20 protein-coding genes are annotated in these 26,208 nt (G+C 33.2%); 10 read left to right on the forward strand and 10 right to left on the reverse strand.

The genetic code is table 11. The annotated features are described in order from the left end of the window. Nucleotides 1–9 precede the first annotated feature (9 nt). The 5 genes from NBG71_RS12375 to NBG71_RS12395 all read left to right on the forward strand — a co-directional run bounded on the left by NBG71_RS12375 (nucleotide 10) and on the right by NBG71_RS12395 (nucleotide 4,467). Nucleotides 10–507 (forward strand): fimbrial protein, encoded by a 498-nt coding sequence (locus NBG71_RS12375; protein WP_223672759.1) that lies wholly within the window; start codon nucleotides 10–12, stop codon nucleotides 505–507. 10 nt (nucleotides 508–517) lie between these two features. Next, complete coding sequence (locus NBG71_RS12380; RefSeq protein ID WP_250916888.1) at nucleotides 518–1,069, forward strand: fimbrial protein; 552 nt, start codon at nucleotides 518–520, stop codon at nucleotides 1,067–1,069. Nucleotides 1,070–1,089: 20 nt separating this feature from the next. After that, nucleotides 1,090–1,944, forward strand: a complete 855-nt coding sequence (locus tag NBG71_RS12385) for an MrpH family fimbial adhesin (RefSeq protein ID WP_250916889.1) — start codon at nucleotides 1,090–1,092, stop codon at nucleotides 1,942–1,944. 20 nt (nucleotides 1,945–1,964) lie between these two features. Then, nucleotides 1,965–2,282 (forward strand): helix-turn-helix domain-containing protein, encoded by a 318-nt coding sequence (locus NBG71_RS12390; RefSeq protein WP_075674094.1) that lies wholly within the window; start codon nucleotides 1,965–1,967, stop codon nucleotides 2,280–2,282. Nucleotides 2,283–2,892: 610 nt separating this feature from the next. Continuing rightward, nucleotides 2,893–4,467: an AbgT family transporter gene (locus NBG71_RS12395; protein ID WP_099659916.1), complete on the forward strand. Its 1,575-nt coding sequence runs from the start codon at nucleotides 2,893–2,895 to the stop codon at nucleotides 4,465–4,467. A gap of 61 nt (nucleotides 4,468–4,528) precedes the next feature. Here the strand turns inward: NBG71_RS12395 and NBG71_RS12400 are convergent, their stop codons facing one another. Continuing rightward, complete coding sequence (locus NBG71_RS12400) at nucleotides 4,529–4,918, reverse strand: DnaJ family domain-containing protein (protein WP_075674096.1); 390 nt, start codon at nucleotides 4,916–4,918, stop codon at nucleotides 4,529–4,531. A gap of 130 nt (nucleotides 4,919–5,048) precedes the next feature. Between NBG71_RS12400 and NBG71_RS12405 the strand changes: the two genes are divergently transcribed. After that, nucleotides 5,049–5,387 (forward strand): carboxymuconolactone decarboxylase family protein, encoded by a 339-nt coding sequence (locus tag NBG71_RS12405; protein ID WP_023581047.1) that lies wholly within the window; start codon nucleotides 5,049–5,051, stop codon nucleotides 5,385–5,387. A gap of 393 nt (nucleotides 5,388–5,780) precedes the next feature. Beyond that, nucleotides 5,781–7,427: a lipid IV(A) 4-amino-4-deoxy-L-arabinosyltransferase gene (gene arnT / locus NBG71_RS12410; RefSeq protein ID WP_250916890.1), complete on the forward strand. Its 1,647-nt coding sequence runs from the start codon at nucleotides 5,781–5,783 to the stop codon at nucleotides 7,425–7,427. Nucleotides 7,428–7,923: 496 nt separating this feature from the next. On the opposite strand, the gene NBG71_RS12415 is transcribed toward arnT, so the two are convergent. From NBG71_RS12415 to NBG71_RS12445, 7 genes are all read right to left on the reverse strand, one after another. Beyond that, on the reverse strand, nucleotides 7,924–9,273 hold the full coding sequence (locus tag NBG71_RS12415) for a TolC family outer membrane protein (protein WP_226891870.1): 1,350 nt from the start codon (nucleotides 9,271–9,273) through the stop codon (nucleotides 7,924–7,926). A gap of 2 nt (nucleotides 9,274–9,275) precedes the next feature. Further along, nucleotides 9,276–10,601 (reverse strand): HlyD family type I secretion periplasmic adaptor subunit, encoded by a 1,326-nt coding sequence (locus tag NBG71_RS12420; protein ID WP_075674099.1) that lies wholly within the window; start codon nucleotides 10,599–10,601, stop codon nucleotides 9,276–9,278. 16 nt (nucleotides 10,602–10,617) lie between these two features. Beyond that, entirely contained in the window at nucleotides 10,618–12,357 is a 1,740-nt protein-coding gene (locus tag NBG71_RS12425; RefSeq protein WP_075674100.1) for a type I secretion system permease/ATPase, read from the reverse strand. 164 nt (nucleotides 12,358–12,521) lie between these two features. Beyond that, complete coding sequence (gene zapA / locus NBG71_RS12430; protein WP_191901817.1) at nucleotides 12,522–13,949, reverse strand: ZapA family metalloprotease; 1,428 nt, start codon at nucleotides 13,947–13,949, stop codon at nucleotides 12,522–12,524. A 333-nt stretch (nucleotides 13,950–14,282) separates the two neighbouring features. Then, nucleotides 14,283–15,146 carry a M10 family metallopeptidase C-terminal domain-containing protein gene (locus tag NBG71_RS12435; RefSeq protein WP_250916891.1) on the reverse strand — a complete coding sequence of 288 codons (864 nt, stop codon included), beginning with the start codon at nucleotides 15,144–15,146 and terminating at the stop codon, nucleotides 14,283–14,285. A gap of 333 nt (nucleotides 15,147–15,479) precedes the next feature. Continuing rightward, complete coding sequence (locus NBG71_RS12440; protein WP_250916892.1) at nucleotides 15,480–15,902, reverse strand: zinc metalloprotease; 423 nt, start codon at nucleotides 15,900–15,902, stop codon at nucleotides 15,480–15,482. An 81-nt stretch (nucleotides 15,903–15,983) separates the two neighbouring features. Further along, nucleotides 15,984–17,783, reverse strand: coding sequence for a M10 family metallopeptidase C-terminal domain-containing protein (locus NBG71_RS12445; protein ID WP_196563589.1), 1,800 nt, complete (start codon nucleotides 17,781–17,783; stop codon nucleotides 15,984–15,986). A 532-nt stretch (nucleotides 17,784–18,315) separates the two neighbouring features. On the opposite strand from NBG71_RS12445, the gene NBG71_RS12450 reads away from it, so the two are divergent. After that, nucleotides 18,316–19,200, forward strand: coding sequence for a helix-turn-helix domain-containing protein (locus NBG71_RS12450; RefSeq protein ID WP_075672323.1), 885 nt, complete (start codon nucleotides 18,316–18,318; stop codon nucleotides 19,198–19,200). On the opposite strand, the gene NBG71_RS12455 is transcribed toward NBG71_RS12450, so the two are convergent. Beyond that, nucleotides 19,194–20,450: a Zn-dependent hydrolase gene (locus NBG71_RS12455; protein ID WP_196728673.1), complete on the reverse strand. Its 1,257-nt coding sequence runs from the start codon at nucleotides 20,448–20,450 to the stop codon at nucleotides 19,194–19,196. The genes NBG71_RS12450 and NBG71_RS12455 overlap by 7 nt on opposite strands. A gap of 605 nt (nucleotides 20,451–21,055) precedes the next feature. Here NBG71_RS12455 and NBG71_RS12460 point away from each other — a divergent pair. After that, complete coding sequence (locus tag NBG71_RS12460) at nucleotides 21,056–21,910, forward strand: helix-turn-helix domain-containing protein (RefSeq protein ID WP_109419571.1); 855 nt, start codon at nucleotides 21,056–21,058, stop codon at nucleotides 21,908–21,910. Here the strand turns inward: NBG71_RS12460 and NBG71_RS18870 are convergent. Next, a complete protein-coding gene (locus NBG71_RS18870) occupies nucleotides 21,889–22,524 on the reverse strand; it encodes a helix-turn-helix transcriptional regulator (RefSeq protein ID WP_250916893.1) in 636 nt (211 codons plus the stop codon). The genes NBG71_RS12460 and NBG71_RS18870 overlap by 22 nt on opposite strands. A 997-nt stretch (nucleotides 22,525–23,521) precedes the next feature. On the opposite strand from NBG71_RS18870, the gene NBG71_RS12470 reads away from it, so the two are divergent. Then, nucleotides 23,522–26,208, forward strand: a 2,687-nt coding sequence (locus NBG71_RS12470) for an Ig-like domain-containing protein (RefSeq protein ID WP_250916894.1), incomplete at its 3' end; no start/stop codon positions are given.

A 26,208-nucleotide genomic window follows, 5' to 3' on the forward strand; every position in this document is an offset into this window, starting at 1 on the left:
GCCGAGACTGTGTATAGCAAATTGAAACATGTTTGTTTGATGACTCTACTTGTAATGGCTCCATTATCAATCAATGCAGCAGACGAACAACCTAATCTAAAATTATTTGGAACATTATTAATTCCGCCACCTTGTGTGATCGAAAATAATAACTTAATCGAAGTTTTTTTTGGCGACAATGTGGGGATTAATCGGATTGATGGAATTAATTACACAAAACCGGTGAATTACACATTAAAGTGCGATCAAAATATAAAAGGTTGGGATCTTACCTTGTCAATAATTGGCCCTAAAAGTCAATTTGATGATGCGGGACTACAAACCAATATGGCAAATCTAGCTATTCATATGATACGTGATGGTCAACCTTTTATTTTAAATGAACGTGTCATTATATCGCCAAGTAAACCACCGATTATTCAAGCTGTACCTGTCAAAAAACCAGGAAGCACGTTGGCAAAAGGCCCATTTGAAGTCACTGCAACATTGCTCGCTGAATATCAATAGGAGAGTGAAAATGAAAATCAAGACATTATCGCTTCCTGTTATTTACGGGCTAACGGTATTGATAGGAAGTATGGCAACAGCCAATGCAGCACCGAATAATATGCGGCTTTATGGTACGTTAGTGGATGAGCCTTGTGTGATTAAGCCGGGTGATGAAACTATTTCTCTGGAATTCGGTAATGTGCCTGATAAAACATTTTATATTGGTTCTGGAAGAACAAATAGCCAAGTATTTCAAATTCATTTATCAGAGTGTGATCTTTCGATTAATAAAAAAGTGAGAGTGACATTTAGTGGTACTGAAAATCAGGCAATGGTCGGGCAAGGTTTTCTTGCTTTAAGTGCAGGAAGCCAAGCAGAAGGTATTGCTATTGGATTAGAAAATTCAGATGGTACACCACTACGGATTAATCAAGAAACCAGTAATATTGCCTTAAATTCAGGGGATTCGATTTTAAGGTTTCGAGCCTTTATACAAGCAGAACCTAATGCTATTGCCAATGAATCAATAAAACGAGGTCGTTTTAGTGCAATAGCCACATTTCACCTGAATTATGATTAATCCTTAAGATTGAGGTTAATATGTCTACCCCAAAACGATTATCAGCATTATTTATATTTAGTGTGATGATGTTATTTTCAACATCATCAATGGCGGCAATTTTTTCTTATATCACAGAATCTAAGCTTGTAGGCTCAAAAGGTGCTGACTATACCTTTATTATTCAACGTTGGGATCCTGAGTCTCCTGGTACATTAAATCCATGTTATGGATGGAAAAGATGTTATATCACAATTAACCATCGGCATGAAGCTGATGGTTCTGGGGGGACAGCAACAAAAAGGATATTAAGCAATGCACAAAATTATCGCACGATGGAAGAATTGCGCCAAGCCGTTTTGGCTAAATTAGCGTTACCTTATGGGCCTAACAAAGCCGTACACAGAGGTGTTGATCCTTCTCTTCTTCAAGAATGTGTGGGGCTATTTTACCAAGAAGAGTCAAGTGGTATTGCTAAAAGTGGTCGTTTATTACCCGGTTCTTCTTGTGGTATAGCACCTCCTCCTGTGGGAGCTTGTCAAATTATTGATGGCTCTGTGAATTTAGACTATGGTGAAATTAATGAGAACGAATTAAATAATGCACGCCGTTCAAAAAATATCAATATCACATGCAATAAAGATATGAGTGTAAAAGTGATTGCGACAGGTATGGTAAGTGATCGTATTCCTTTACGTTCAGATAATAGCTTATATGCAAACTTATATTTAGGAACCCTTAATGGGGGCGAATATCCTGGGGAAGACGGCACAATTATTTTTGTTCCCAAAGGTAGAGCAACATCAGTATCAGTCAGTTCTGTATTGCGTACAAATGGTCGTGTCGAGGCGGGATTCTTCTCAGGTTCTGGTGCACTTATCTTAACATTGCCATAATAGAGAGAATAGGTTAAAGCATGATGGATTATGATCTTATAGACATCAATGTGAATGAGCTAGTTGGCAAGAGAATACAGAGAAAACGTAAAGAGCTTGGTTATACTGGCGGCCACATTGCTGATAAATTGGGAATTAGCCAACAACAATTCTCACGTTATGAACGCGGGTTAAATAAAATAGACTTGAGTTACCTTGTGACATTGGCGGTCTATTTAAAAACCCCCATTCACTGGTTTTTTGAAGATTGTTTTCATGTTGAAGAAGAAATTGAAGATAGACATGCAAGTAAGTGTATATATTTTATGGCGGAAACTACGCCAGATATTATCTTCTAATCAGTAAATATTTTCTCATTAAGTGATAGATAAAAAGGGCAATAATAAATTGCCCTTTTTATCTTTAAAATATCAACGATATTGTCCTTTTAAAGATTTTTTTGTCATTTTTCTCTTTCTTCTCTCAGGCCATCAACTCTTCATTCTGCGTATACTCGAACGTTCAATATCTACTATAAAATTAGTTGCTCACGTTACAAATAATCTAAAGTTTTAACCTATTCTGACCATTTATTCGTCATTACTTTCTCTTTTATAGTAATTACAACCGTTACTATCAGGTTTATCTGAGTGTTTAATCGTTTCTGACTATTAATTGAAGGCATTTTTAATCAGAAAAGGTTAATAAATAATCATGATAATGTTAAAAAATGTTACCTTATGCACATTTTTTAATTTTAGATATTATAAATTAATTTTAATGTAAGTTATTTGTAATTGTATGATTTATTTTTAATTTATTGTTTATTAAAGTAAAAAATATTTTATTTAGCAATTTTATTCAGGGTTTTATCTTAAATAAGGCATTTATAAATAGGATTAACAGATAGTCATAATAAAAAGGGTTGTGTACTGTGCATTTTCTGTTTTTTTATAAAAAGGATAAATGATGCAAACAAAAAAACAGGGAGGCAGTCGCTTTCTACGCACAGTGGAATGGCTAGGAAATGCGCTACCCCATCCCGTTATTTTATTTATTATTTTAATTGCTATTTTACTTGTCTCTTCGGCGGTTGGTGAATATTTCGGTGTTACGGTACAAGATCCCCGACCAGAAGGCGCCAAAGGACGCGCAGAAGATGGCTATATCCATATTATTAGTTTGTTAGATGCGGATGGCATTCGTCGTATATTGGCAAATATCGTCACAAACTTTACTGGATTTGCGCCTTTAGGTACGGTGCTGGTGGCGTTATTAGGTGTCGGTATTGCTGAACGCGCAGGTTTATTATCTGCGGTGATGCGTTTAGTGGTAATGAAAGCACCTCGCAAGATGACTACATTGGCAATTGTATTTGCCGGTATTATGTCTAATACCGCGGCTGAATTAGGTTATGTAGTACTGATACCGTTATCAGCAATTATCTTCCATTCATTAGGGCGGCATCCTCTAGCGGGTCTTGCTGCTGCATTTGCGGGTGTTTCTGGCGGTTATTCTGCTAACTTGCTCTTAGGAACGATAGATCCGTTATTATCGGGTATTACACAGCAAGCAGCGCGTATTATAGATCCAACCTATATCGTTGGTGCTGAAGCAAACTGGTACTTTATGTTTGTCAGTACATTCCTTATTACTTTCTTAGGTTACTTCATTACGGAAAAAATCGTTGAGCCTCAACTAGGGCCTTATAACGGTAACGAACTTGATGATGAAGAAAATGATTTAAGGAATGCTGCTGAAGTTACGCCACTAGAAAAGAAAGCACTATGGGCTTCAACAGGGACATTTATTGTGATGGCCGTGATTTTGGCGCTAACGGTTGTTCCTGAAAATGGCATATTGAGAAACCAAGAAACAGGGTTAATTGGTAATTCTCCTTTCTTAAAATCTATTGTTGTCTTTATTTTCTTATTCTTTGCAATACCGGGTATTGTTTACGGATGGATTGCTAAGACAATGCGTACAGATAAAGACATCGTTGATGCTATGGCGAATTCGATGAGTACGCTTGGCCTCTATTTAGTGATTATTTTCTTTGCGGCTCAGTTTGTTGCGTTCTTTGGTTGGACAAACATCGGTCAGGTCATTGCTGTTAAGGGTGCTGCGCTACTTAATAGTATTGATATGCCAAGTGGATTACTGTTCTTAGGCTTTATTTTAATCTGTGCTTTTATTAACTTAATGATTGGTTCAGCATCGGCACAATGGGCTGTGACAGCACCTATCTTTGTACCAATGTTAATGCTTGCAGGTTATGCGCCAGAGACAATCCAAGCAGCATATCGAATAGGAGATTCTGTCACTAATATCATTACACCTATGATGAGTTACTTTGGTTTGATATTAGCAGTCGCAACAAAATATAAGAAAGACACAGGTATTGGTACGATGATCTCTATGATGTTGCCATATTCTGTTATTTTCTTAATTGGTTGGTCATTATTGTTCTACTTATGGGTGTTTGTATTCAATTTACCAGTAGGGCCTGGCTCACCAACATACTACTCTCCAACAGCAGGTTAATTCTCTGCGATGATTGAAGCTTATACAGGGATGTATAGGCTTTTTCTATTTTGATATTTCATTATTTTTGTTCGGTTTCTTTTTTATGATTTACCAATTTTTCTGTTAATTGTGTGGCATAGTCTGCATGTAAAAATTGGGTATCTAAACCTGCTTGTTGCAATTTTAGCTCAAGTAATGCCAAACGCTTTTGCAGTGTTTCATCTTCTATTCCCGTTTCATTTAACGTACTTAGGATTTCCGCTAGAGATAAGGCTTCTTTTCTGTCTTGCATTTCAGGTGGTAAAAAACCAGCATTCTTTAATAAGTGATAGCTTGCTCTGAGTGACTCAGGAACATGGCTATTATCATCAAGTATCAGTGGTTTTCCTTCACCTTTTAGTGATGAAAGTTCTCCTTTTTGTAACGCTTTTTCGATATGGCGTTCAGCCCACTCATCTAAAATAGACACTTTAAACCTCTTTTTTAGTAACTATCGCAATAGAAAAGATCACCACAAATTAAATTGACTTGCTTAGATTATATAATTTGATATTATATTTTTATATTATATAAATAAGTATATCGATAGGGGATCAAAAATGAGCAAGTACAAAGAAATAGTAACAGACATTGCAGGTAACATGGGGGCATTGTCTCAAAATATTCCAGAAGTGATGAAAGCTTTTATGAGCACGACAAAAGCGGGTGGTAAAGAAGGTGCTTTAGATGCAAAAACAAAAGAATTGATCGCTATTGCAATTGCTGTTGCGAATCGTTGTGATGGCTGTATTGGATTTCATACAAAAACACTTGTAGAGCTTGGCACAACAGAACAAGAACTTGCAGAAGCATTAGGTGTTGCTATTTATATGGGCGGTGGTCCTTCAGTTATGTATGCATCCAACACCATGGGCGCTTTTAAAGAGTTTAGTAAATAAGATTTTTATCATCATATGATTAAATAAAGTAATCAGAAACCAGAATAAGTTCCTTCTGGTTTTTTTATTTATATACTTTGTTTACCTTCTGTTTATATTTAACAGTTATCCTCTATGTTTTGTTTTAATACTATCTAGATAATCTTTTAATAAAAAGACGTTCATTATTTAATAAAAAATTAATCTTTTATTATTTTGATTTCTAATGAGATGGTTTTATCGTATTGATTTTTATTAGTAAAATTTCCATTAAACGTCATTTGGGTTGGTTGGGAATAAATAAAAACAATAATTAATTATAATTTAATAAATAATATTGAATCTTTTATAGGATAGCTATTCTAAGTGAATAGTTTGTATAACGTGATATTGTTTTATTTTAACGGGGAATATATGCGTGTTGACTTTGTAGAAAAATATAAATGGTTTCTACTTTTTATTTTTGTATTTCTAACTTATTTAATTCCTCTCGAAACGCGACTACTCTGGCAACCAGATGAGATCCGCTATGCTGAAATTAGCCGAGAAATGCTGGTATCAGGTAATTGGTCAGTACCTTACATGCTGGATATTCGCTATTTTGAAAAGCCAGTATTGGGGTATTGGCTAAACAGTATTGCACAATGGTTATTTGGCGGAGGTAATTTTTCTGTTCGCATTGTTGTTGTAACTTCAACCTTATTAACCGGCTTATTTGTTTATCGTGCCACTATGCTAGTTTGGCATAACCGTACTTTGGCGTTTAATGCACTAGTGGTCTTTTTATCCTCGTTTCTTGTGTTAGCAATTGGTACCTACAATATTCTTGATCCTATCGTGACAATGTTTGTCACTATTGCGATGTATTACTTTTTAAGTGGATTATCTGCACAAAATAGAAAGTCAAAAATCAATGCTTATATTTTAGTCGGTATTTTCTGTGGATTAGGTTTTTTAACTAAAGGTTTTATTGCTGTTGTATTACCTGCGTTAGTTTTTGTTGTAACCGCAATTAGCTCATCTCGTTTTAAAGAAGTCCTTTGTTATGCGCCAATAGCGCTTATCTCAATGCTTGTTATTGCAGGCCCTTGGGTGATTTCTGTTGCACTTCAAGCCCCTGATTATTGGCACTACTTCTTTTGGATTGAACACGTTCAACGTTTTGTTGAAAAGGATTCAGCAAGATCGCAACCTATGTGGTTTTATTTACCTATTATTGTTTTGGGTATTTTGCCGTGGTTAGGGTTCTTATTTGGCGCTCTTAAATCTGCTATTTTTTTGAAAAAGGGAACGCTTTATTTTTCGTTTTGGTTATTCCTGTTTTTTGCATTCTTTTCTGCCTCCAGCGGTAAGTTATTAACCTATATGTTACCTTGTTTTGTGCCACTCTCTATATTGATTGCACATTATATGGAAGAGCTAAAAGATAAACAAAATGAAAAAATTCATAATATCAATGCGATCATAAATACTATTTTTGGGCTTATAGGCGTTTCTATTATTGCTTATTCGCTGTTCTCTACACGATTTACGTTATATGAAACACATGAGCAATATAAAGCGCTGCTGGGTATTGTGGGCTTTTTATTTTGGAGTGTGATGGGAATTGCTTCACTCTTTAAACCCACACGTTTACTGACTTTATTCTGCTCGATAGGATTAAGTCTAGTAATTGGGTATGCCATTCCTCATAAAGTTGAAAGCAAAAGCACCCCTGAAAAAGCAATTAATCACTATTACAGTGAGCTAGCAGATAAGCCTTATATTTTAACTGATGAAGTGGGGATTGGAACGTCCTTAGCATGGAGTTTAAAACGCACTGATATTCGTTTAACAGAGACGAAAGGGGAGCTTGCCTATGGTCTGGCATATCCTGATGTGCAAAATAAATATTATGATCTTAAGCAGTTAGTTAACTTAATTGAAGAGAATAACTATCAAGGGCTTGCGATTGTTTTAGTCCGACCAGAGCGAAAAGAAATATTATCTGTTATAAGTCAGTTAAAGGTAAAACCTATTGTAGAAAAACAGGGTGATTTAACATTCGTTTTCTTTAAGTAATTGATTTAACACTCTATTTTTATTTTTCAAAAGACGGTTATAAAAGAGAAAATAAATTTAGTTTCAGCTTTAAAATGACATCAATTTGATTTTTTGTGTTGTTTTTATGTGATCAAAGCCAAAAAATGGATTTTGTTGAGAAATATATTTTGCTCTTTTTAGTTTTAATGGTAGGTTTAAAATGTGTCCATTAAATCGGAGTTAGCTAAGCACTATATGACAAGTCACTTTACTTTATCAGAACCCCCGCCCAAACAAAATGTACTTATGAATGGGGGTAATTTATGCTGATTTTCCTAGCTGAATGTTTTATCGGTCTAGCATCAATTGCTCTTACTCACCGTGTATTAACGTTGTACGGTACTAAAAAGAAGTGATGATACCCGCTAGCTAAAATAAGTAATCAACAGTTGCTTATAATTAAAAGTCCTATATCTATCGCGATCTAGGACTTTTATAATTATATTAATATCTCTTATTAAAAAATTTAATAATTCTATTGAAAATAACCTTCAATCAATTTTATTTTTTCAGTATCCAATGTATTAGTATATTGATGTAATAATGTCCAAGCCTGAATATAATCATATTTAGCTTTAATTAAATCCTGTTGAGCGCGATATAATAATTCTTCAGCATTAAGAACATCGACCATTGTTCTTTGCCCACCAATATAACTTTTCTGAGTTGCATCTAGTTGCAATTTAGCAGAAGAAACTGATTGCTCATAGGCATCCAATTTAATATTACTCGTTGTGCATATTTGGTATTGATGACGTAATTCTTGTTTAATTTGCTGGATAATGGCATCTCTTTCAAAAGCACTCATTTGATATAGTGCAGTAGATTGACGCATTGAAGCTGTTGTTTTTCCACCATTAAATAAAGGTAAACTGACATAAAAACCAACGTTCGCTGATTGATATTTCTGATTTACGGTATTATTACTATCGGAATCGCTATTAGAATAAGAAGCATAGAGTTGCACTGTTGGGAAAAATTCACCTCTATTTTTTTCTACTTCTTGTTTTGCTATTGCCATTTCATAACGAGCTGTTTGAATATTGAGGTTGCTTTGCATAGCCTCTTTTTCCCATGACTCGTAATTATTAGGTGTGATAGGTTGTAATGTAAAACTATTATTACTTAATTTTGCTATATGCTCTGCATAAGGAAGTGATGTACCAATCATTGAACTTAGTTTATTTTTAGCATTATCTAACTCAAGCTGGATATCTGTATATTGAGATTGAGTTAAATATAATCGTGTTTGGATCTCTGAAATATCTGTTTTTGTTCCTTCACCTAATTCGAATAAACGCTGACTTGATATTAGCTGTTTTTTATAAATCTCTTGCTGTGAAAGATTTAATAATAATTTATCCTGCGCATAAGCTAATTCTATATAATTATCTACTAACCTTATCACAAGCTCAGAAAATTTAACTTGATAACGACTGTCAGATAATAATGTTTTAATTACTGATGATTTGTAATCGCTAAATGCCGTGTAATCAAAGAGAGGTTGGCTAATAATGGCACTGACAGAATGACTTTGATAATTCTGATATTCGGTTCGTTCCATTTCACCTTGATTCGTGTTAATAGGATAAACTTTTCGTTGCCAATTTCGTGGGTTGTTTTGATAGTTTACATGTACACTTGGAAGTAATTGAGATAATCCAATGTTTTCATACTCTTTCCCCGCAACCTGTTCTTTAATCGCAGCATTAAACGTAGGATCATTTTTTATTGCTAAGAAATAGAGATCAGACAAACTGATGGCAAAAGCGTGAAAACTTAGCATCCATATAAATAAAATGGCAGAGAGTTTTTTTATTTGCATTATTATTCTTCCGTCAATGAAGTATGGAGCCTATCTAAAACAGGTTTGAATAAATAATTTAGTAATGAGCGGTCACCCGTATTAATAAACACATCAACTGGCATTCCTGCCTTTAATTTATTTTTCTTGTCTTCAAGAAGCGTATAATCTTTAACATTAATAAAGACTTGGTAATAAGGTTCTGTCGTTCTTTCATCGAGAAGTCTATCCGCTGAAATTAACGTCACCTCTCCGGGGATTTTAGGTGTTGTATTTTGATTGAATGCACTAAACATTAAATCAACAGGAAGACCAAGGGTAACTTTATCAATAAGATGAGGGGCTAAACGAGCCTCAATAATTAATTGGTGATCTAGAGGAACAACTTCCATTAATGTTTGACCGGTTCTTACAACCCCACCTTGGGTAAAAACAGATAAATCCATTACTATTCCTGAAATTGGGGCAGTAATTTGCATTTTTTTCAGTTTATCTATTTCAATGATAAGTTGTTTTTCTGTTTCACTTATTTGTAATTGAACTTGATTAAGTTCAGTACGTGCTGATTGGTAAAAATTGGCATTGCGTTGCAATATTTTTTGCTCATATTCCAACTTCTGTTTTTCTAATGTACTTATTTGCCCAAATGTATCATTGAGATGGTTATTATTTTCAGCGAGTTCACGCTCAATTTCTTGATAACGATGACGAGGAATATAGCCCTCATTAGCAAGTGTGTATAAATCTTTGATTTGATTTTGTAAGCTATTAATTTGATGCTGCTTATTTTGTGTAGATCTTTTTAAATGAATTAAACGATTAGAAACTCCATCAATAATAGCCTTATAGCCATTTATTTCACTATGCAATTCAATATACTTTTCATTAAGTAATTTGTTTTGAAGTAGTACTAAATTATTTAAATTTTCTGAAGGAGAGTAATATTCTTCATTAAGATCTAAGGTGAATTCTGTTTTTTCATTCAATTGAGCATATAAACGCTGTTGAGTAATAAGTAAATTATCATATTGTTCTGATAAGGATTTTACTAAGGCTTTTGATTGAATAGGACTTAATTGAATAAGTGTTTGGCCTTCGGTTACTCTATCTCCATTCTTCACTAGAATATCAGTAATAATGCCTTCTACAGATGCTTGAACACTTTTTTTATTACCTGAAATTGAAACATTTCCTTTAGCAGATACGCCTTTATCTAAAGGAGCAAAAGCTGCCCAAAAAATAAAAATAGCAAGACCTAAAAGAATAACTGACCATCCTATTATTAAGAATTTCCTAGGATCATCTGAAATTCCATGAACAATATCGATTTCATTTTTTTTTGTGATCATAATAATCTTCTTAATATTAAATATTACTTTGAGTAATAGGTGTGGTTGCTGGCGTTGGCGTACTCTTTATTGCTGATGAGTTATTTAACTCAGCAATAACTGCAGTTGTAGAGCCAAATAATTTAGTGTGACCATCGAAAAGAACTAAGAGTTTATTGGTCACTGAGAGTAATTGTTTTTGATGCGTAATTAATATAACGGTTTTCTTATTTTTTTTAAGCGTTTGAATTGCTTGTATTAAAGCTTTAATACCCAAATCATCCAAATTAGAATTCGGCTCATCTAAAACAACTAAAGCAGGATTTCCATACAATGCGCGAGCTAACGCTATACGTTGTCGTTGTCCTCCTGATAACCCTTCCCCATGAGCACCAATAACGGTTTCATACCCATCAGGAAAACGTAAAATCATCTCATGAACATTTGCCATCATTGCAGCTTGAGTGACCTTTTGAGGATCTATCTCAGAAAAACGTGCAATATTTTCAGCAATTGTACCGGGGAAAAGGGCGATTTCTTGTGGAAGGTATCCAATATATTGACCAACTTCACTTTTATTCCATTGATATATATCTGCATTATCAAGGCGTATGGCACCGGTTTTAACTTCCCATATGCCAACAATAAATTTAGCTAAAGAGGATTTCCCTGAAGCACTAGGGCCAATAATACCAAGTACATCACCCGGGCTTAGTGAAAAATGAATATTATTTAATAGAGTACGTTCCGTTTGAGGATATTGAGCTTGATTAATATTGACTGTTAATTCACCTTTAGGAGCAGGTAGCGCCATTTTTTTATTTTCTTCAGGATACGCATTTAGTAATGTGGTTAATCTTTTATAAGCTTCTTTACTACTATCCCAGTTTTTCCATACACCAATAACTTGTTCAATTGGAGCTAAAGCACGACCTAATAGTATTGATCCTGCGATCATCATTCCTGGGCTAATCGAATTATCTATTGCTAGCCATCCGCCTAATCCTAACATTAAAGACTGCAGTGCCATTCGGGTGACCTTTGTTATTGCATTGACACTGGCTGCATTATCACTTGCATGAGTTTGTGCTTGTAGATATTTAAAATGAGCAATTTGCCATTGGTTTCGTAAATAACCTAACATTCCCATTGCTTCAATAGGTTGTGGATGTTCAAAATGATGGCCTTGTATTACTTGTGCTTGATTAGCAAACTCATTGGCCTTTTTTAATGATGATCGAGATAAATATTCATTAAGAATTGCCAATGAAAATAAAATGAGTGCACCACATAATGCAAATAATCCTAACCATGGATTAAATAATGCGATAACAAGAAGATAAATAGGGAACCAAGGTAAATCAAAAAAAGCAAAAATAGCATGACTTGTAATAAATTGCCTAATAGTCACTAAATCATTAAATGCTAAAGAGGAATTAATACCGGGAGTTTTGTTCAATTTTGCTTGATATGCTGCGGTGTAAATTCTTGAATTTAAAGATAAATCAAGTTTATTACTCATTCTAATGACAATAATGCTTCTTAAATACTCTAATCCTCCCATAAAAATAAATAATGCTAACATAATGAGTGTTAGCATTAATAAAGTCATTTCATTACCTGAAGGTAAGACTCGATCATAAACTTGCAACATATAAATGGAAGGAACTAACATTAAAATATTTATTAAGGCTGTAAATATTCCAATGGAAAGAAATACTTTCTTTCGCTCTTTTATAATGTTTTTTATTTCATTATTGTATTTGTTTGCTGGCATAATGTTATTCCTGATTTTATTCCTATCTGTCTATTGCTATTTACTGCATTTTTTCTATCAATACGGAGTAATAAATCTATCTTTTTTTTAATAAAAGAATATAAAAATAGCTCCGTATTGATAAAAAAAGTAGGAGAAATGTATCTCTCCTACTCAATGCCAAATTAAACAATAAAGTCAGTTTCGTAATTAACAAATCCTACAATGTCAATTTTGAAATCAGGGTTATATCCATAACCATAAGCATTAATAGCAAGTTCACTTGAGTTTGTTGCTTGATCATATTTAATGGTTGCTTCACCTGAGCGACCTGTAAAATTATCAACAAAGTTAAGGAATTTTTGGCTAAAGGTATTTTCGATTAATTCTGATAAATCAATCTTATCAATGCCTGATTTGAAGTCCATTATCTTGTCAGCAGCAGAGACTAAAGAGTCAGAGATCTCTTTATAAACAAAGGTATTGCTACCTGTACCACCCCATAATGTATCTTGACCACCGCCACCATATAGTATGTCGTTACCGCCACCACCGATGAGAATATTATCAGCATCATTTCCATAGATAATATCATTACCTGATCCACCGATTGCATTTTCTATTGTAACGCCTTGTGCAATAGAAACGTTCTTCTGTAGTCCGCCAATATCAGAGAAATGACCCTCACGTAAATCAATAACTTGATCTTGATAATATCCTGAGAAGTCAAAAGTATCGTTACCACCGCTATCCCAAACGGAGAATATTAATTTATCGTTACTGCTTGTTGCTGTGTAATAATCAATACCTGTGTTTGAATTGAAACCATAAACATCATCACCTGTTCTGGTTGTTGTATTTGCACCATAGAGGTATTGCATTGCTGAAATATCATGAAGTAATGGTGCGCCTGCATAAGCACCTTGGAAGTGTGCGCCTGTTTCATATTCATCCCAATAACTCATAACAGTATATTGGCGACTGTCTTCAGCGTAGTCAGATTTTAAATAACCTGGTACATTTTCTCCTGCGTTATAATCTCCGGGATGCATTAAACCGAGCGCATGACCAATTTCATGGATAATAGTTAAGCGACCATAATTACCTAATTCAGGTGTTGTATTACCTGCATAATAATAATCACTAAACCAAGCTTGGCCTGAAACATCACGCCCGTAATAGTCATGGGTGTTTGGTAATGTTGCATAAGCTTGGAATTTACCATATGGATCAGTAATATTCCCAAAGGTAATATCTGATTTTACATTTGGTCCTACTTCTGTAAATTTAATATTTGCGATATCAGACCATGCATCTAAAGATTGTCTTGCATGTTCTTTCTGTGTTGAATTAAATCCATAGGGATTTTTATCACCAAAGTCATTAAACTTTTTACCAGCCCAAGTTGGGAATGAATATGTTACTTCTGCGGCTTGACCGATAACATATTTCCCATTCCATGTGGAATTTTCACGTGCGATATGTTTTCCTGCGGTATCATAATCAAAAGAAGGTAGAGTTTTAGCTGAGAAATTATAAAAAATTCCACTCTTATCTAATAAATCAGAAACATTAGATAGTCCTACTGCTTTTTTTAATAAAGAAGAACCCATAATATCCTCCGGATATCAAGTTTAGGTTAAGTTTATTTTCATGTTGAAAATAGTTTAATTATCTGGCGAGCGCCAGAGATAATAAAGATAGCTAATTATTGATATTAATCCAGAGGGGGAAAATATGTTTTTAAATAATTGTGAAGTGGGGTGTGTTTTAAGTCGGAATAATTTAATTAAGTAAATAAAATTATCGTCATCTTCCCTAGAGGTATTTTTTTTATTGTTATTGTTTTATTTTGTTATTTTATTTAGATGAATATAACTTAAATCTTATACTTTATTAATCTAAGTTATATTTTTAGGTTGTTTTTAATTTTATTAAATTTATTTTTAAATGTTAAATATATCATCAAAACTAAAATTTCCCACAAGATCGATTGTATGAATATACTTTATAGATTGTATTTCTTTTGAAATAGAGAGCCGAGTAGTGTTTTCTATATTATGATAATTTATTGAAATAATAAATTTTTTATCTTCAACTAAATCTTTAATGCTGAATGTATCTTTATTCCTATCAGAAAATAACAAGCGATCATCATTTATATTGAAATCCATAATTTTATTATGGTTATTGTGATTATTAAGGCCTAATATAAAGATATCTTTCCCTTTTCCACCACAGAATTGATTACACCCTTTATCATCCCAAAGAATATCATTTCCATCAGAGCCATATAGGATGTCATCATCTTCGCCACCATAAAGCCAATCATCGCCTTTCCCACCATAAAGGACATCATTACCTTTATTTCCATAAATAGTATCGTTACCGTTATTACCATAAAGATGATTATTAGTGCGATTACCAATAATAATATCATCATTAATGCCACCAATAGCATTCTCAATGACAGCACCATATGCGATAGAGAGATTACTTCGTAATCCTCCAATGTCAGAAAAAGCACCTTCATTGAGATCTATTTTTTGTTGTGCGTTATATTTATAAAAGTTAAGAGTATCAATACCTCCGGCATCCCAAATACAACTAATAATGACATCGTCTGGTGTAGTTAAGCTATAACAGTCTCTTTGTGTATTAGAATTAAAACCATAAACAGTATCACCTGTTCGAGTCATTAAATTTATTCCATAGAATTTTTGAATTACATATATATCTATTAACAATGGAGACATAGGGAAAAGCCCCCCCAAATCTGCTTCTTCTATTTTTGGATAACGATATGTCATCACTGAATATTTGAAACTGTTTTCTTCAATATCAGGATTATTACAATCATTTCCTTTAAATGTATGAGGTAGACCAATAGCATGTCCAATCTCATGTATATAAGTTTGAGTGTCTTTATTTCCTTTTTGTAATATTATGGGTTGATTATTTATATGACCATCTTTATTGTTGTTTTTATATAGAGTAATATGTGAATCTGTTTCTGTATAATAGTATTTTATATTATCTGATTTTTCTTTAAATGAGTCTATTTCATGTTTTTGCTCTGGTGTTATTTTATTTTTATTGAGTTTTTTTATACGTATAGTTGTGGATATATTAATCCAAACATGTCATCCATTACTGTAATCAGTGATTTTTTCTATTTTTTTACTGGGATCTATATTATTTAATGGGAATGTTGCAACACCTTTTACTAAGTGAGATGTGTCTTTCGTTATCTCATTTACATTATTATAAACACCAAATTTAATGTTGGTGTCATATTTATTACCTTTCTTAATAAACTTAATGTTTGCAACATCAGACCATAGTTGTAATATTTTTTCGGCAAATTCTTGTTGATATTCATTTAATGTTGTAATTGTTTTATATTCGTTTTCTCTTAAATTACTCCAATCGGGAAAGCTATATGTTACTTCAGTAAAATCACTATTAAGATCTTGTTTTTTCCATCTACGTAGTGGCTTAAAGCTCTTTATTATCTTGATAATATCATTATTTTCTAAAGAGATATCTTGACGAGTCGTACTCATAATGTATTAATTTCCTTTTTTATGAGATATTACTTGATGATTTCTCATCAAGTAATTTATGAAAAAATGCTTGTATGTTAATTAACAGAATAAATCTTCATATTCGTATTCACCGATGATGTTAATATTCAAATATTTAGGTGATGATATTTCTGCTGTGTTTATTTTTAATTTTGTAATATTGTTAATGTTATCATAATAAAGGTTACCTTCATTATTATTTAGATGATTTGAATTTACAATACTAATATTATTTATAATATTGCCAAGGTCTGTTTTCTTATAAAAAAATACTTTATCAATACCAGATTCAAAATCAGTAATTAAATTTGAAGAATCATTATCTTTACTATTAAAACTAAAGGTATCATAACCTGTACCACCCGTTAATTGGTTATTCCCCATTCCTGCATCTAAATAATCATTACCTTCACCTCCATTAAGTACATCATCACCTTTATCACTAAATAAAATATCATCACCTAACCCGCCATCAAGAGTGTTATTTCCTTCAGAGTCCCAAAGATAATCATTTCCTTGTCCACCAGATAGATAATCGTCACCATCAGAACCCATGAGAGAATCATTTCCTTGTTCTCCATATAAGTAATCATTTCCTTGTTCTCCATAAAGAGAATCATTTCCTTCTCCACCATATAAGAAATCATTACCTCCTTTAGCGTATAAAGTGTCGTCACCAAGATTACCAAATAGGCTGTTATTAGCATCATTTCCAGATATAATATCTGCGTTGCTGCCTCCTATTGCGTTTTCAATAACAGTATTATAGGCAATAGAAATATTAGCTCGTAATCCTCCTACATCAGAAAAACTCCCTTCACTAAGATCTATTTTTTGGTCAACTGAATATTCTGAAAAATCTAATGTATCTATTCCCTCAGCATCCCAAATACATGTAATAATTTTATCTTCAGCGGTATTTAATGAATAATGTTCTTTTTTTGTATTAGAATTAAAACCATAAGTGGTATTACCAATATGTGTGAATTTATTTTGTCCATATGCTGATTGAATAGCGTAAGTATCCATTAATTGTGGTGTTAAAGGAGACATACCTTGAAAATCAGCATGTTTAAATTCAGGCGTGTTATATGCCATTATTGAGTATTTAGTGGTATTTTCTTCACAATCAGTTGTTTTTTGTCTAGTAAATGTATGATTTAGGCCAAGAGCATGGCCTATTTCATGATTAATAACTCGTTGTATGTCGGAGCTGTTTTTGAATACATTTTCTGTATTATCAATATGAGCTTGAGCATTGTTGTTTTTTAGTAGTAAATAATAGTCATTATTTTCTTCAATAGCATAATTAATAATATTTGCTTTAGATTTAAAATCGTTTACTCTTTTTTGTTGCTCTGGCGTTATTGTTGATTTCCTAATGTGTTCAATAATATTCATATCAGAGATGTTTATCCAAACTTGCCCGCTTAAACTATAATCTCCTACTTTCTCTATTTTATCTTTTTCTATCTTATTCTTTTTTTCTATATTATTGGGTCTATAGGCAAATCCTTTTATTGAATAGTTTGTATAACCGGTAATCTCATTGATATTATTATAAATACCAAACTTAATATCTGTGTCTTTTTCGCTTTTTACTTCAATAAATTTAATATTTGCAACATCTTCCCATTGCTGAAGTTTTGCTCTAATTAAATCTTTTCCTTTATCATTGAATGTTGTGAGTGTTTTATATTTATCACCTCTTAATATTGACCAATTAGGAAAACTATAGGTTATTTCAGTATAACCTTTTTCAATATTATAATTTTCCCATTTGTTATTTGATTCATTTATTTTCATTATGTTGTAAATATAATGAAAATTGGGTGAAATATGTTTTAAATATCTATTCATGATTAATCCTCATCTTTAAGAAGCGAGTAGTTTATCGATAACCCGCTAAATGCCTTTCAAAAAAGAGATATTTTAAATAATTTTAAGGCTAATTAATCTTATGAATTAATATTTGAATAAAAGGTGATAAATTTTATTGTTGTATAATATTTTTTGTTTATGTATTTAGACTTGTAATTGAAGAGGGGGATAGGGGATGCGTAATTTATATATTTTTTATTTGTATTTTGTTGAGTTAATGATTGTTAATCGCTAGATAATAGTGAATAAAAAAGTGCTGTTATATCCATTAACAGCACTTTTTGTTTTTTTATTGTTAATTTTACTGCTTTAACCCTGGTGAGGTTACCTGCTAGGAGACAGGTTGATAGCAATAGACTAAATTTTTACTGCAAACTTCTTTTATTTACCTCATTGTGAGGAAGGTGATTCTTTTTATTTTGGGTTTAATTTAAACTATCTGCACTAATGTCTTATTGTTGTGCTGTTACTTTACCCTAGTACTTTGTGCATTTGGGAGCCAATTATAAATATGCCTTATATACCTAGAGAAAAAATAGATTACCAATCCATTGGTTATCGCTTACGTGCTTATCGCATAGCCTCTTCATTAAAAGCTGAAGATGTAGCAGAAAACTTGGGTATTTCTCGAGCTGCTGTATATCGGTTAGAAAAAGGTGAAATTGTTAAAATTGAGACACTTGATAATCTTGCTAGATTATTAAATACCTCGTTAACCAGTTTGTTGGGCATTAATACTGAATATTATTCAAGTGCAAATGGCTTTTTTGAACGAATGCGCCAGCTTGAAACTCAATCCTCACATATTTACACCCACTTCGAACCTTTCTCTTACTTATTAACTTCAGATTGTTATGACAAAACATTGGTGGAAATGCTAACAGAGGCTTCCCCCTTAAATCTTTTGTCTGAAAAACAACAAGAAGTTTTGTCTATCTTAAAAGAGCGTAAGAAACATCAGTCCTTGCATTCACCTCATATTTATAACCTTATTAGCCAACAGCAAATTGAAAAATTTCTTTACGTTGGCATGCTAGGTTCGGTCAATTTAACTAAAACAGTGCAACAAGAAAGAAAACAACGAGCAAAAAATGAGATTCTTCATTTAATTGAAAAGTTAGAACAAAAAAATAGTTATCTTAATATTGCAATCATTTCAGATACTATGCCGTCTTTGACTTTCCAATTATTTTATCAAGATAAAGTACCTCTTTCTTTAGCCGTCAGCCCGTTCCGTTTAGGTGAGTTTCCTAATGTCAGTACGGGCATAGCGACTGTGACTTCTTCAACTGAGGCAATATTTCAGTATCAGTCCCTCTTTGATAAGTTATGGTTAAAAGCCACTAAAGATGTTGATGCAATTAATCTTTTAAAACGAATAGTTAGCGATTATTGATTGGCTAATGTACCTAATGTTTCAGCTAATAAATCCGCTGCAACAGCAATATCACTAAATTCGGTAAATTCATCAGGATGATGACTAATACCAGCAACAGATGGTGTAAAGATCATTGCAGTTGGACAAAGTGGCGCCATATTCATTGAGTCATGACCTGCACCACTTAGCATGGTCATGTAGTTGATATCATGTTTTTGGCATAAACTTTCAATAACTTGGCAAATTGAATCATCTAGTTTTACTGGCGATTCAGCAGAAATCGGTTGAACATCAATAGCGACACCAAAATCTTTTTCTGCTTTTTCAACACTATTATTCAAGCGCTGTACAACACGTTGAATACTTTCAGTATCAATACCACGAATATCCACTGAAAATTTTACTTGCCCAGGAATCACATTCATGGAGTTTGGTACAACATTGAGCTTACCAACTGTACCAACAGTGCCATAAACAGCTTCAGTACATGCCGCACGATTGATATCTGTAATAATACCCGCACTCGCCACTAGAGCATCTTGGCGCTGGTACATTGGTGTAGCTCCAGAGTGATCCGCATGGCCATTAACCGTAACCGAGAAACGAGTTGGCGCAGCTATTCCGTTGACAATACCGATAGTTTTTTTGTCATTCTCAAGGCGTTTACCTTGCTCTATATGAAGCTCAACAAAGGCACTAAAACGATCTTTTGTGATTAAACAATCATCAAAATTATCATGTTGATAGCCTAAAGATTTTAGAACTTCAAAAAAGTTATTGCCGTCGTCATCTCTATTCTGCTCCCAGCGAGCTCTATCTATTTTGCCTGTTAAAACTTTACTGCCAATGCATGAAAAGCCAAAACGGCTAGATTCTTCTGCACGGAAAACAACAAGCTCAAGGTCTCGTTTAAGTTGTTGTGGTTTGTATTGCATTAAGGCATAAAACCCAGCGATAACACCCAAAGCTCCGTCATAAGCACCACCTTGAGGTACGGTATCAAGGTGAGAACCAGTACCTATTGCGGGTAGTGAGCGATCCTTGCCTGGCAAACGAGCGTAAAGTGTACCAATACCATCACGATAAACTTCAAGCCCAGCTTCTTTCATTAAACCAGCAAGATACAGATGTGCGGCTTCATCTTCTTCGCCATAGGCAATACGAGTGATCCCTTTGCCACTGTTATCTTTTTTATAGATTTGCATTGTTTCAATTAACGCTTTCATATCGTCAATTGAATAGTGAGTTGCTGTATCTTCTTGAGTCATAAGAGAATTCTCCCGTGGTTTTTGTAATATCCCTTTGTCTAAAAAATGAGACAATTTAAGGATTAAAAAAGCCATCTTAAAAGATGGTCACTGTTTTTATGATCATTGCCTATTATATTTACTGCTGTAGTTATATTTCGTCAATGATAATTAAGGTGAATTTCATATTCTGTGAGGTAGGTATTAATTAAAAGGAGATATATATCTAGAGTATTTCTTAAATGAACCTAATTTGTATGATAAATGTTATAAAATAGATCGCTTTTATTTTAAATCTATAAAAGAAGATATGTTTTTATTGTTTTAATTTCACTTTAAAATTAATAAAGATATCAACCTCTTATTGGCTTTATTTTTTATAAAAAATATTTACATATAAAATGAGTGGTAGACTTTATCTGTTTTTAAACACTTAATACTATCTATATTTCTATATTTATGACTTTAAAAGATTGTATTAAAGAAGTCACCTATAATGTTAGATATTTATATTAATTTACTATATAAAAATATAGATATATTGTTATATAGTAAATAATTAAAACTTAAGTTATAATTATAGCATATAATATATAAGAAATATCATTGATAAGTTGAGTAACCATTTGAAAAATAATATAATAAAAGCTATTTTAGATTGGATAGAAAAAAACATAAATAGTCCATTATCCCAAGATGATGTAATAAATAAATCTGGGTATAGCAAAAGACATTTTCAAGATATTTTTTACAATGAAACTGGAAATACGATTGCTCGATATATTTTACTTAGGCGATTATCGCTATCCGCAACCTTATTAAGGTTGACAAAATTATCTATATTGGAAATATCTGTTAATTATCAATTTAATTCTCAACAAAGTTTTTCTAGAGCTTTTAAACGACATTTTAAAGTGACTCCTTTCGTTTATAGAAAAGATACATATTGGGATTTTACATATTATCTTCCTCAGCATAATTATTTTGACTTTAAAAAATTAGAGCCTAAAGAGGTTTTTATTGATATTACTTTTAAAAAAAGTAAAGAGAAAATTTTTTATGTTAATATTCCTTTTGAACTAACCGCTTTAATATCAAGAACAGGAATGGGATTTAAAAATAAAGATGAAATAATAAAATTAAAAAATCTCATTAAAATGAATCAATATAAATATTTAAATATATATTATCGTTATGAAAAATCACCATTCAATAAAAATATTTTAACTGTTTTTGACTATTATGAAAGTATGCCTACGATCGACTCTATTTTTTCTAAAAATGGAGATAAATACTATAAGTTTTCATTTTATGGTACTTGGGATGAATATTTAAACTTATCAAACGTAATCTATTCTAGAGAGCTTTCTAAATTAAAAGCTAAAAAAAGAAACGGATACGATATTGAAATATTTAATGTTAAAGATATGAAGAGTGATAGTAATATATGTTCATTAGATTACTTTATCCCAATCCTATGACTTTTCAATAATTTTTTAGGTGTTGATTTGTAATATTCCTTAAATTTTTTTATAAAATATGAGGTTGTTTTATAGCCTAATTTATTTGAAATAGTATTGATGTTTAGATTTGTCGTTGTTAATAAATTTATTGCATGCTCCATTCTTGTTTTTGTTAATATTCTTGTAAAGCTTGTTTTTTCTACCTCTAGTTTTTTTCTGAGAGATGATGTTCCAATGTACAACCTTTTACTAATGTCTTTTATTGTCCATTCATAACTTAAATCCTCACTAATAATATTAATTATTTTTTCTGTATATGAGGAGTTATACATCTCATATATAAAACTCATAATGTTTATTTCTAATCCGCTTAATAGATATGCCAATTTTAATATATAGCTATGCTCTATTTTATCAGATGTAACAATTTCGTTGTTAAATTTACTTTTCAATTTATTAAATAGTAATATATCTTCTGGTTGTGCTTTTTTTATTAAAATATTATTTTCAATGCTATTTTTATTTTCTTTTATTTTAAGATGATTAGAGGCAAGATTTATTTTTAATGCATCTCTAAGAGCATCACAAGATAAATAAAGCAAAGTAGGTTTGTTTACATTCGAAAAATACACATCAAATTTTATATCTTTTGATATTAAAGCAATGCTGTTTTTATCTATTGTTTTTTTAGATTATTGGTTTCTATTCGTATCTCACTACCTTTTGTTAATAGCATTATGTAGTTTGATAGAGTTAAGTTTTTTAAATGAAAATAAGAATCTTTCATATAAATAGACTCACTTTAATCTGGTTTTTATGAATAAAATCGTAATGAAAATTATTAATAATCAGTCTATGATTTTATTTTTATAAATGAAATTGTATTTGTTGTCATGTGGTTGATAGTGATACTTTTTTATCTTTTAGTGTTATTTTTCGCTCGAATCATTATATTCAAAGATTAATAACAACATCTAACTTTATGCGCGTAAGTATAACGTTGCTCATATGAAGAGGTTTTAACATTTTTGGCAATTTAGTTAAGATTTATGGTTGTTTTTATATTTTGTTTTGATTGTATTTTATTGATAAATACCTGATTTATTATTTTGTAGTATTTATTTATTTATTTGTTTGTTTGATTTGAGGTGTGGGGCTAAATGATACACTGGACTTAAGCGAAATTATTTCTGTAATGTTTTTATCTCCATCCTTTATGTTGGGTAGGAGTTAAGGTGTATAGATTGAATATTAATTATGTAATAGGAAGTGAGGTTAAAGCTATAAGGAAGGCTAGGTGCCTGACAGGGATTAATATGTCAAAGAAGATGAATATAAGTCAACAACATTATTCTCGCCTTGAACGAGGCGACGTTAAATGGTGTGTTTCTACATTAGTAGAAGTTTGCTTTATTTTAAATATTTCTATACTTCACTTTATAAAAATATTAGATAGTAAAAAGAAAGTAATTATTGATTGTAATTGTGATTACGTTTGTAAGGAAGAAATAATGTAAGGAGAATAAAGAACAAATTGATTTCGTAACTTATTGTTAAAAAATGTTTTTGAATAGGTAGGGGCTTCTTTATATATGTATAGAAGTTCTATTTTGACGCTAGGTAATTATTATGAAATTTATTTTTTCTGAAAAAAATTCAGATACACAAGTGCAGTTAAATCCTAATGTAAAGCATACTGTAACTGCAAAACCAAATGAAGTTTATCAATTAATTGATACTGAAACCAATCTTTCACCATTAGATATTAAAGCAACTCGTAAATCGGATGATCTTATTTTATCGAGTAAAGAACAAGAGCTTGAAGTTGTCATTAAAAACTTCTGGGAAGAGTGCAAACCAGGAGAAGAGCAGTGTTATGCAACTTTAAATGTATTAGATCAAAATGGGGTAATGGGGGAAGTTACTATTACTCAAGATGGACCTGTTTTAGAGCATTTAGTTGCTGGTGAAACAGGGACTCTTTCTGATAACGAGGATGGAATCGGCCTATTTTTATGGGGTATTGGTTCTATTGGTAGTGCATTAGCGATCTTTTTAGCTAATAGAAATCATGGTGGTGATAATAAAAGTGAAGAAGCTGATGTTACTGCGCCAAGTAAACCAGGATTAACTGCTGAAGATGATGGTTCTGTTTCTATTGATTTACCAAAAGATGCAAACAAAGGTGATTCTGTAGATGTTATTTTTGAAGATGAAGAGGGTAACTCAAATACTATCACATTAGAAAAAGGTGATAATGGCTGGACATCGAGTAATCCAGACTTAATTCCTGATACCGATAACGATAAAGTCACTATTCCTAATGACAAGATAAAAGATAATAGTGATGTTACTGCAAGTGCAAAAGATCCAAGTGGTAATAAAAGTGATGAAGTTACTGTAACTGCAAAACCAGATCCTGTAACGGATATGCCTATTTTAAGTATTCCTGAAGTGGCTGATGGTTATGCGAATGCTGATGAACTGAAAGATGGTTTACAAGCTGAAGTCACATTACCAGAGGGAACGAAGGAAGGGGCAGTCATTACTCTGACTATTACTCGTCCGGATAATACAACTGAAACCGTGACACATACAGTCACTAAAGATGATGTTGTCGCAGGTAAAGTGTCGATAGATATTCCGAAAGACGCGGTACAAAACGGGCAAAACAGTGTTGATGTCAGCTTAATTCAAGGAAGTAATCCTGCTAAACCAGGTAATAAAATTGAGTTTGCTGTAGATACTCAGATCCCAGGCGATACTGACGGTGATGGTGTGGCGGATACAACACCAATGGTCACAATTCCTGAAGCGACTAACGGTGTAAATGCTGAAGAGCTGAAAGACGGCGTACAAACTGAAGTCACTGTACCAGGGGGGAGTGCTGAAGGTGACATATTAACGCTAACTATCACTAAGCCGGATGGCTCAACTGAAACTGTAGAACACACCTTAACAGCGGATGAAGTGGCTACAGGTAAGGCAGAAGTCACAATTCCAGCGGATAAAGTCACGTCAGATGGAAAATACTCTGTAACCGCAGAAATCACAGATCCAGCGGGTAACACCAGTGGTCAGGGTAAACCTACTGACTTTATTGTCGATACCCAAATTCCGGGCGATACCGATGGTGACGGTGTAGTGGATAGCACTCCAGCCGTGACTATTCCTGAAGCAGCTAACGGTGTAAATGCTGAAGAGCTGAAAGATGGCGTACAGACCGAAGTTACTGTACCAGCTGGCAGTGCTGAAGGTGACATATTAACGCTAACTATCACTAAACCGGATGGCTCAACTGAAATTGTAGAACACACCTTAACAGCGGATGAAGTGGCTACGGGTAAGGCAGAAGTCACAATTCCAGCGGATAAAGTCACGTCAGATGGAAAATACTCTGTAACCGCAGAAATCACAGATCCAGCGGGTAACACCAGTGGTCAGGGTAAACCAACCGACTTTACTGTCGATACCCAAATTCCGGGCGATACCGATGGTGACGGTGTAGTGGATAGCACTCCAGCCGTGACTATTCCTGAAGCGACTAACGGTGTAAATGCTGAAGAGCTGAAAGACGGCGTACAGACCGAAGTTACTGTACCAGGGGGGAGTGCTGAAGGTGACACATTAACGCTAACTATCACTAAACCGGATGGCTCAACTGAAACTGTAGAACACACCTTAACAGCGGATGAAGTGGCTACGGGTAAGGCAGAAGTCACAATTCCAGCGGATAAAGTCACGTCAGATGGAAAATACTCTGTAACCGCAGAAATCACAGATCCAGCGGGTAACACCAGTGGTCAGGGTAAACCAACCGACTTTGCGGTAGATACTGTTGCACCATCGGCACCAGAATTGAAAGCTGAAGACGATGGTTCTGTTTCCATTAAATTACCTGATGATGCAAATAAAGGTGACACTGTTGAAATCACTTTTGAAGATGAAAAAGGTGATAAACAGACGGTAACTATGGAAAAAGGGGACAATGGTTGGACATCCAGTGATCCGAACCTGATCCCAGACAGCAAAGATAATACCACCACAATTCCATCTGATAATGTAAAAGACAACAGTGAAGTGACTGCGGTTGCCAAAGATCCGAGCGGTAATGAAAGTGATCCGGCAACGGTGACCTCAAAAACAGATGGCGTGACAGATGCTCCGGTGCTGAATATCCCGGAAGTGGCTGATGGTTATGCGAATGCTGATGAACTAAAAGACGGTTTGCAGGCAGAAGTCACTCTGCCGGGAGGTACTGAGGAAGGGGCAGAAATCACGCTGACGATTACCCGTCCGGATAAATCCACTGAAAC

Source organism: Proteus sp. FZP2095, from assembly GCF_023701425.1.
Lineage (GTDB): Bacteria > Pseudomonadota > Gammaproteobacteria > Enterobacterales > Enterobacteriaceae > Proteus > Proteus cibarius.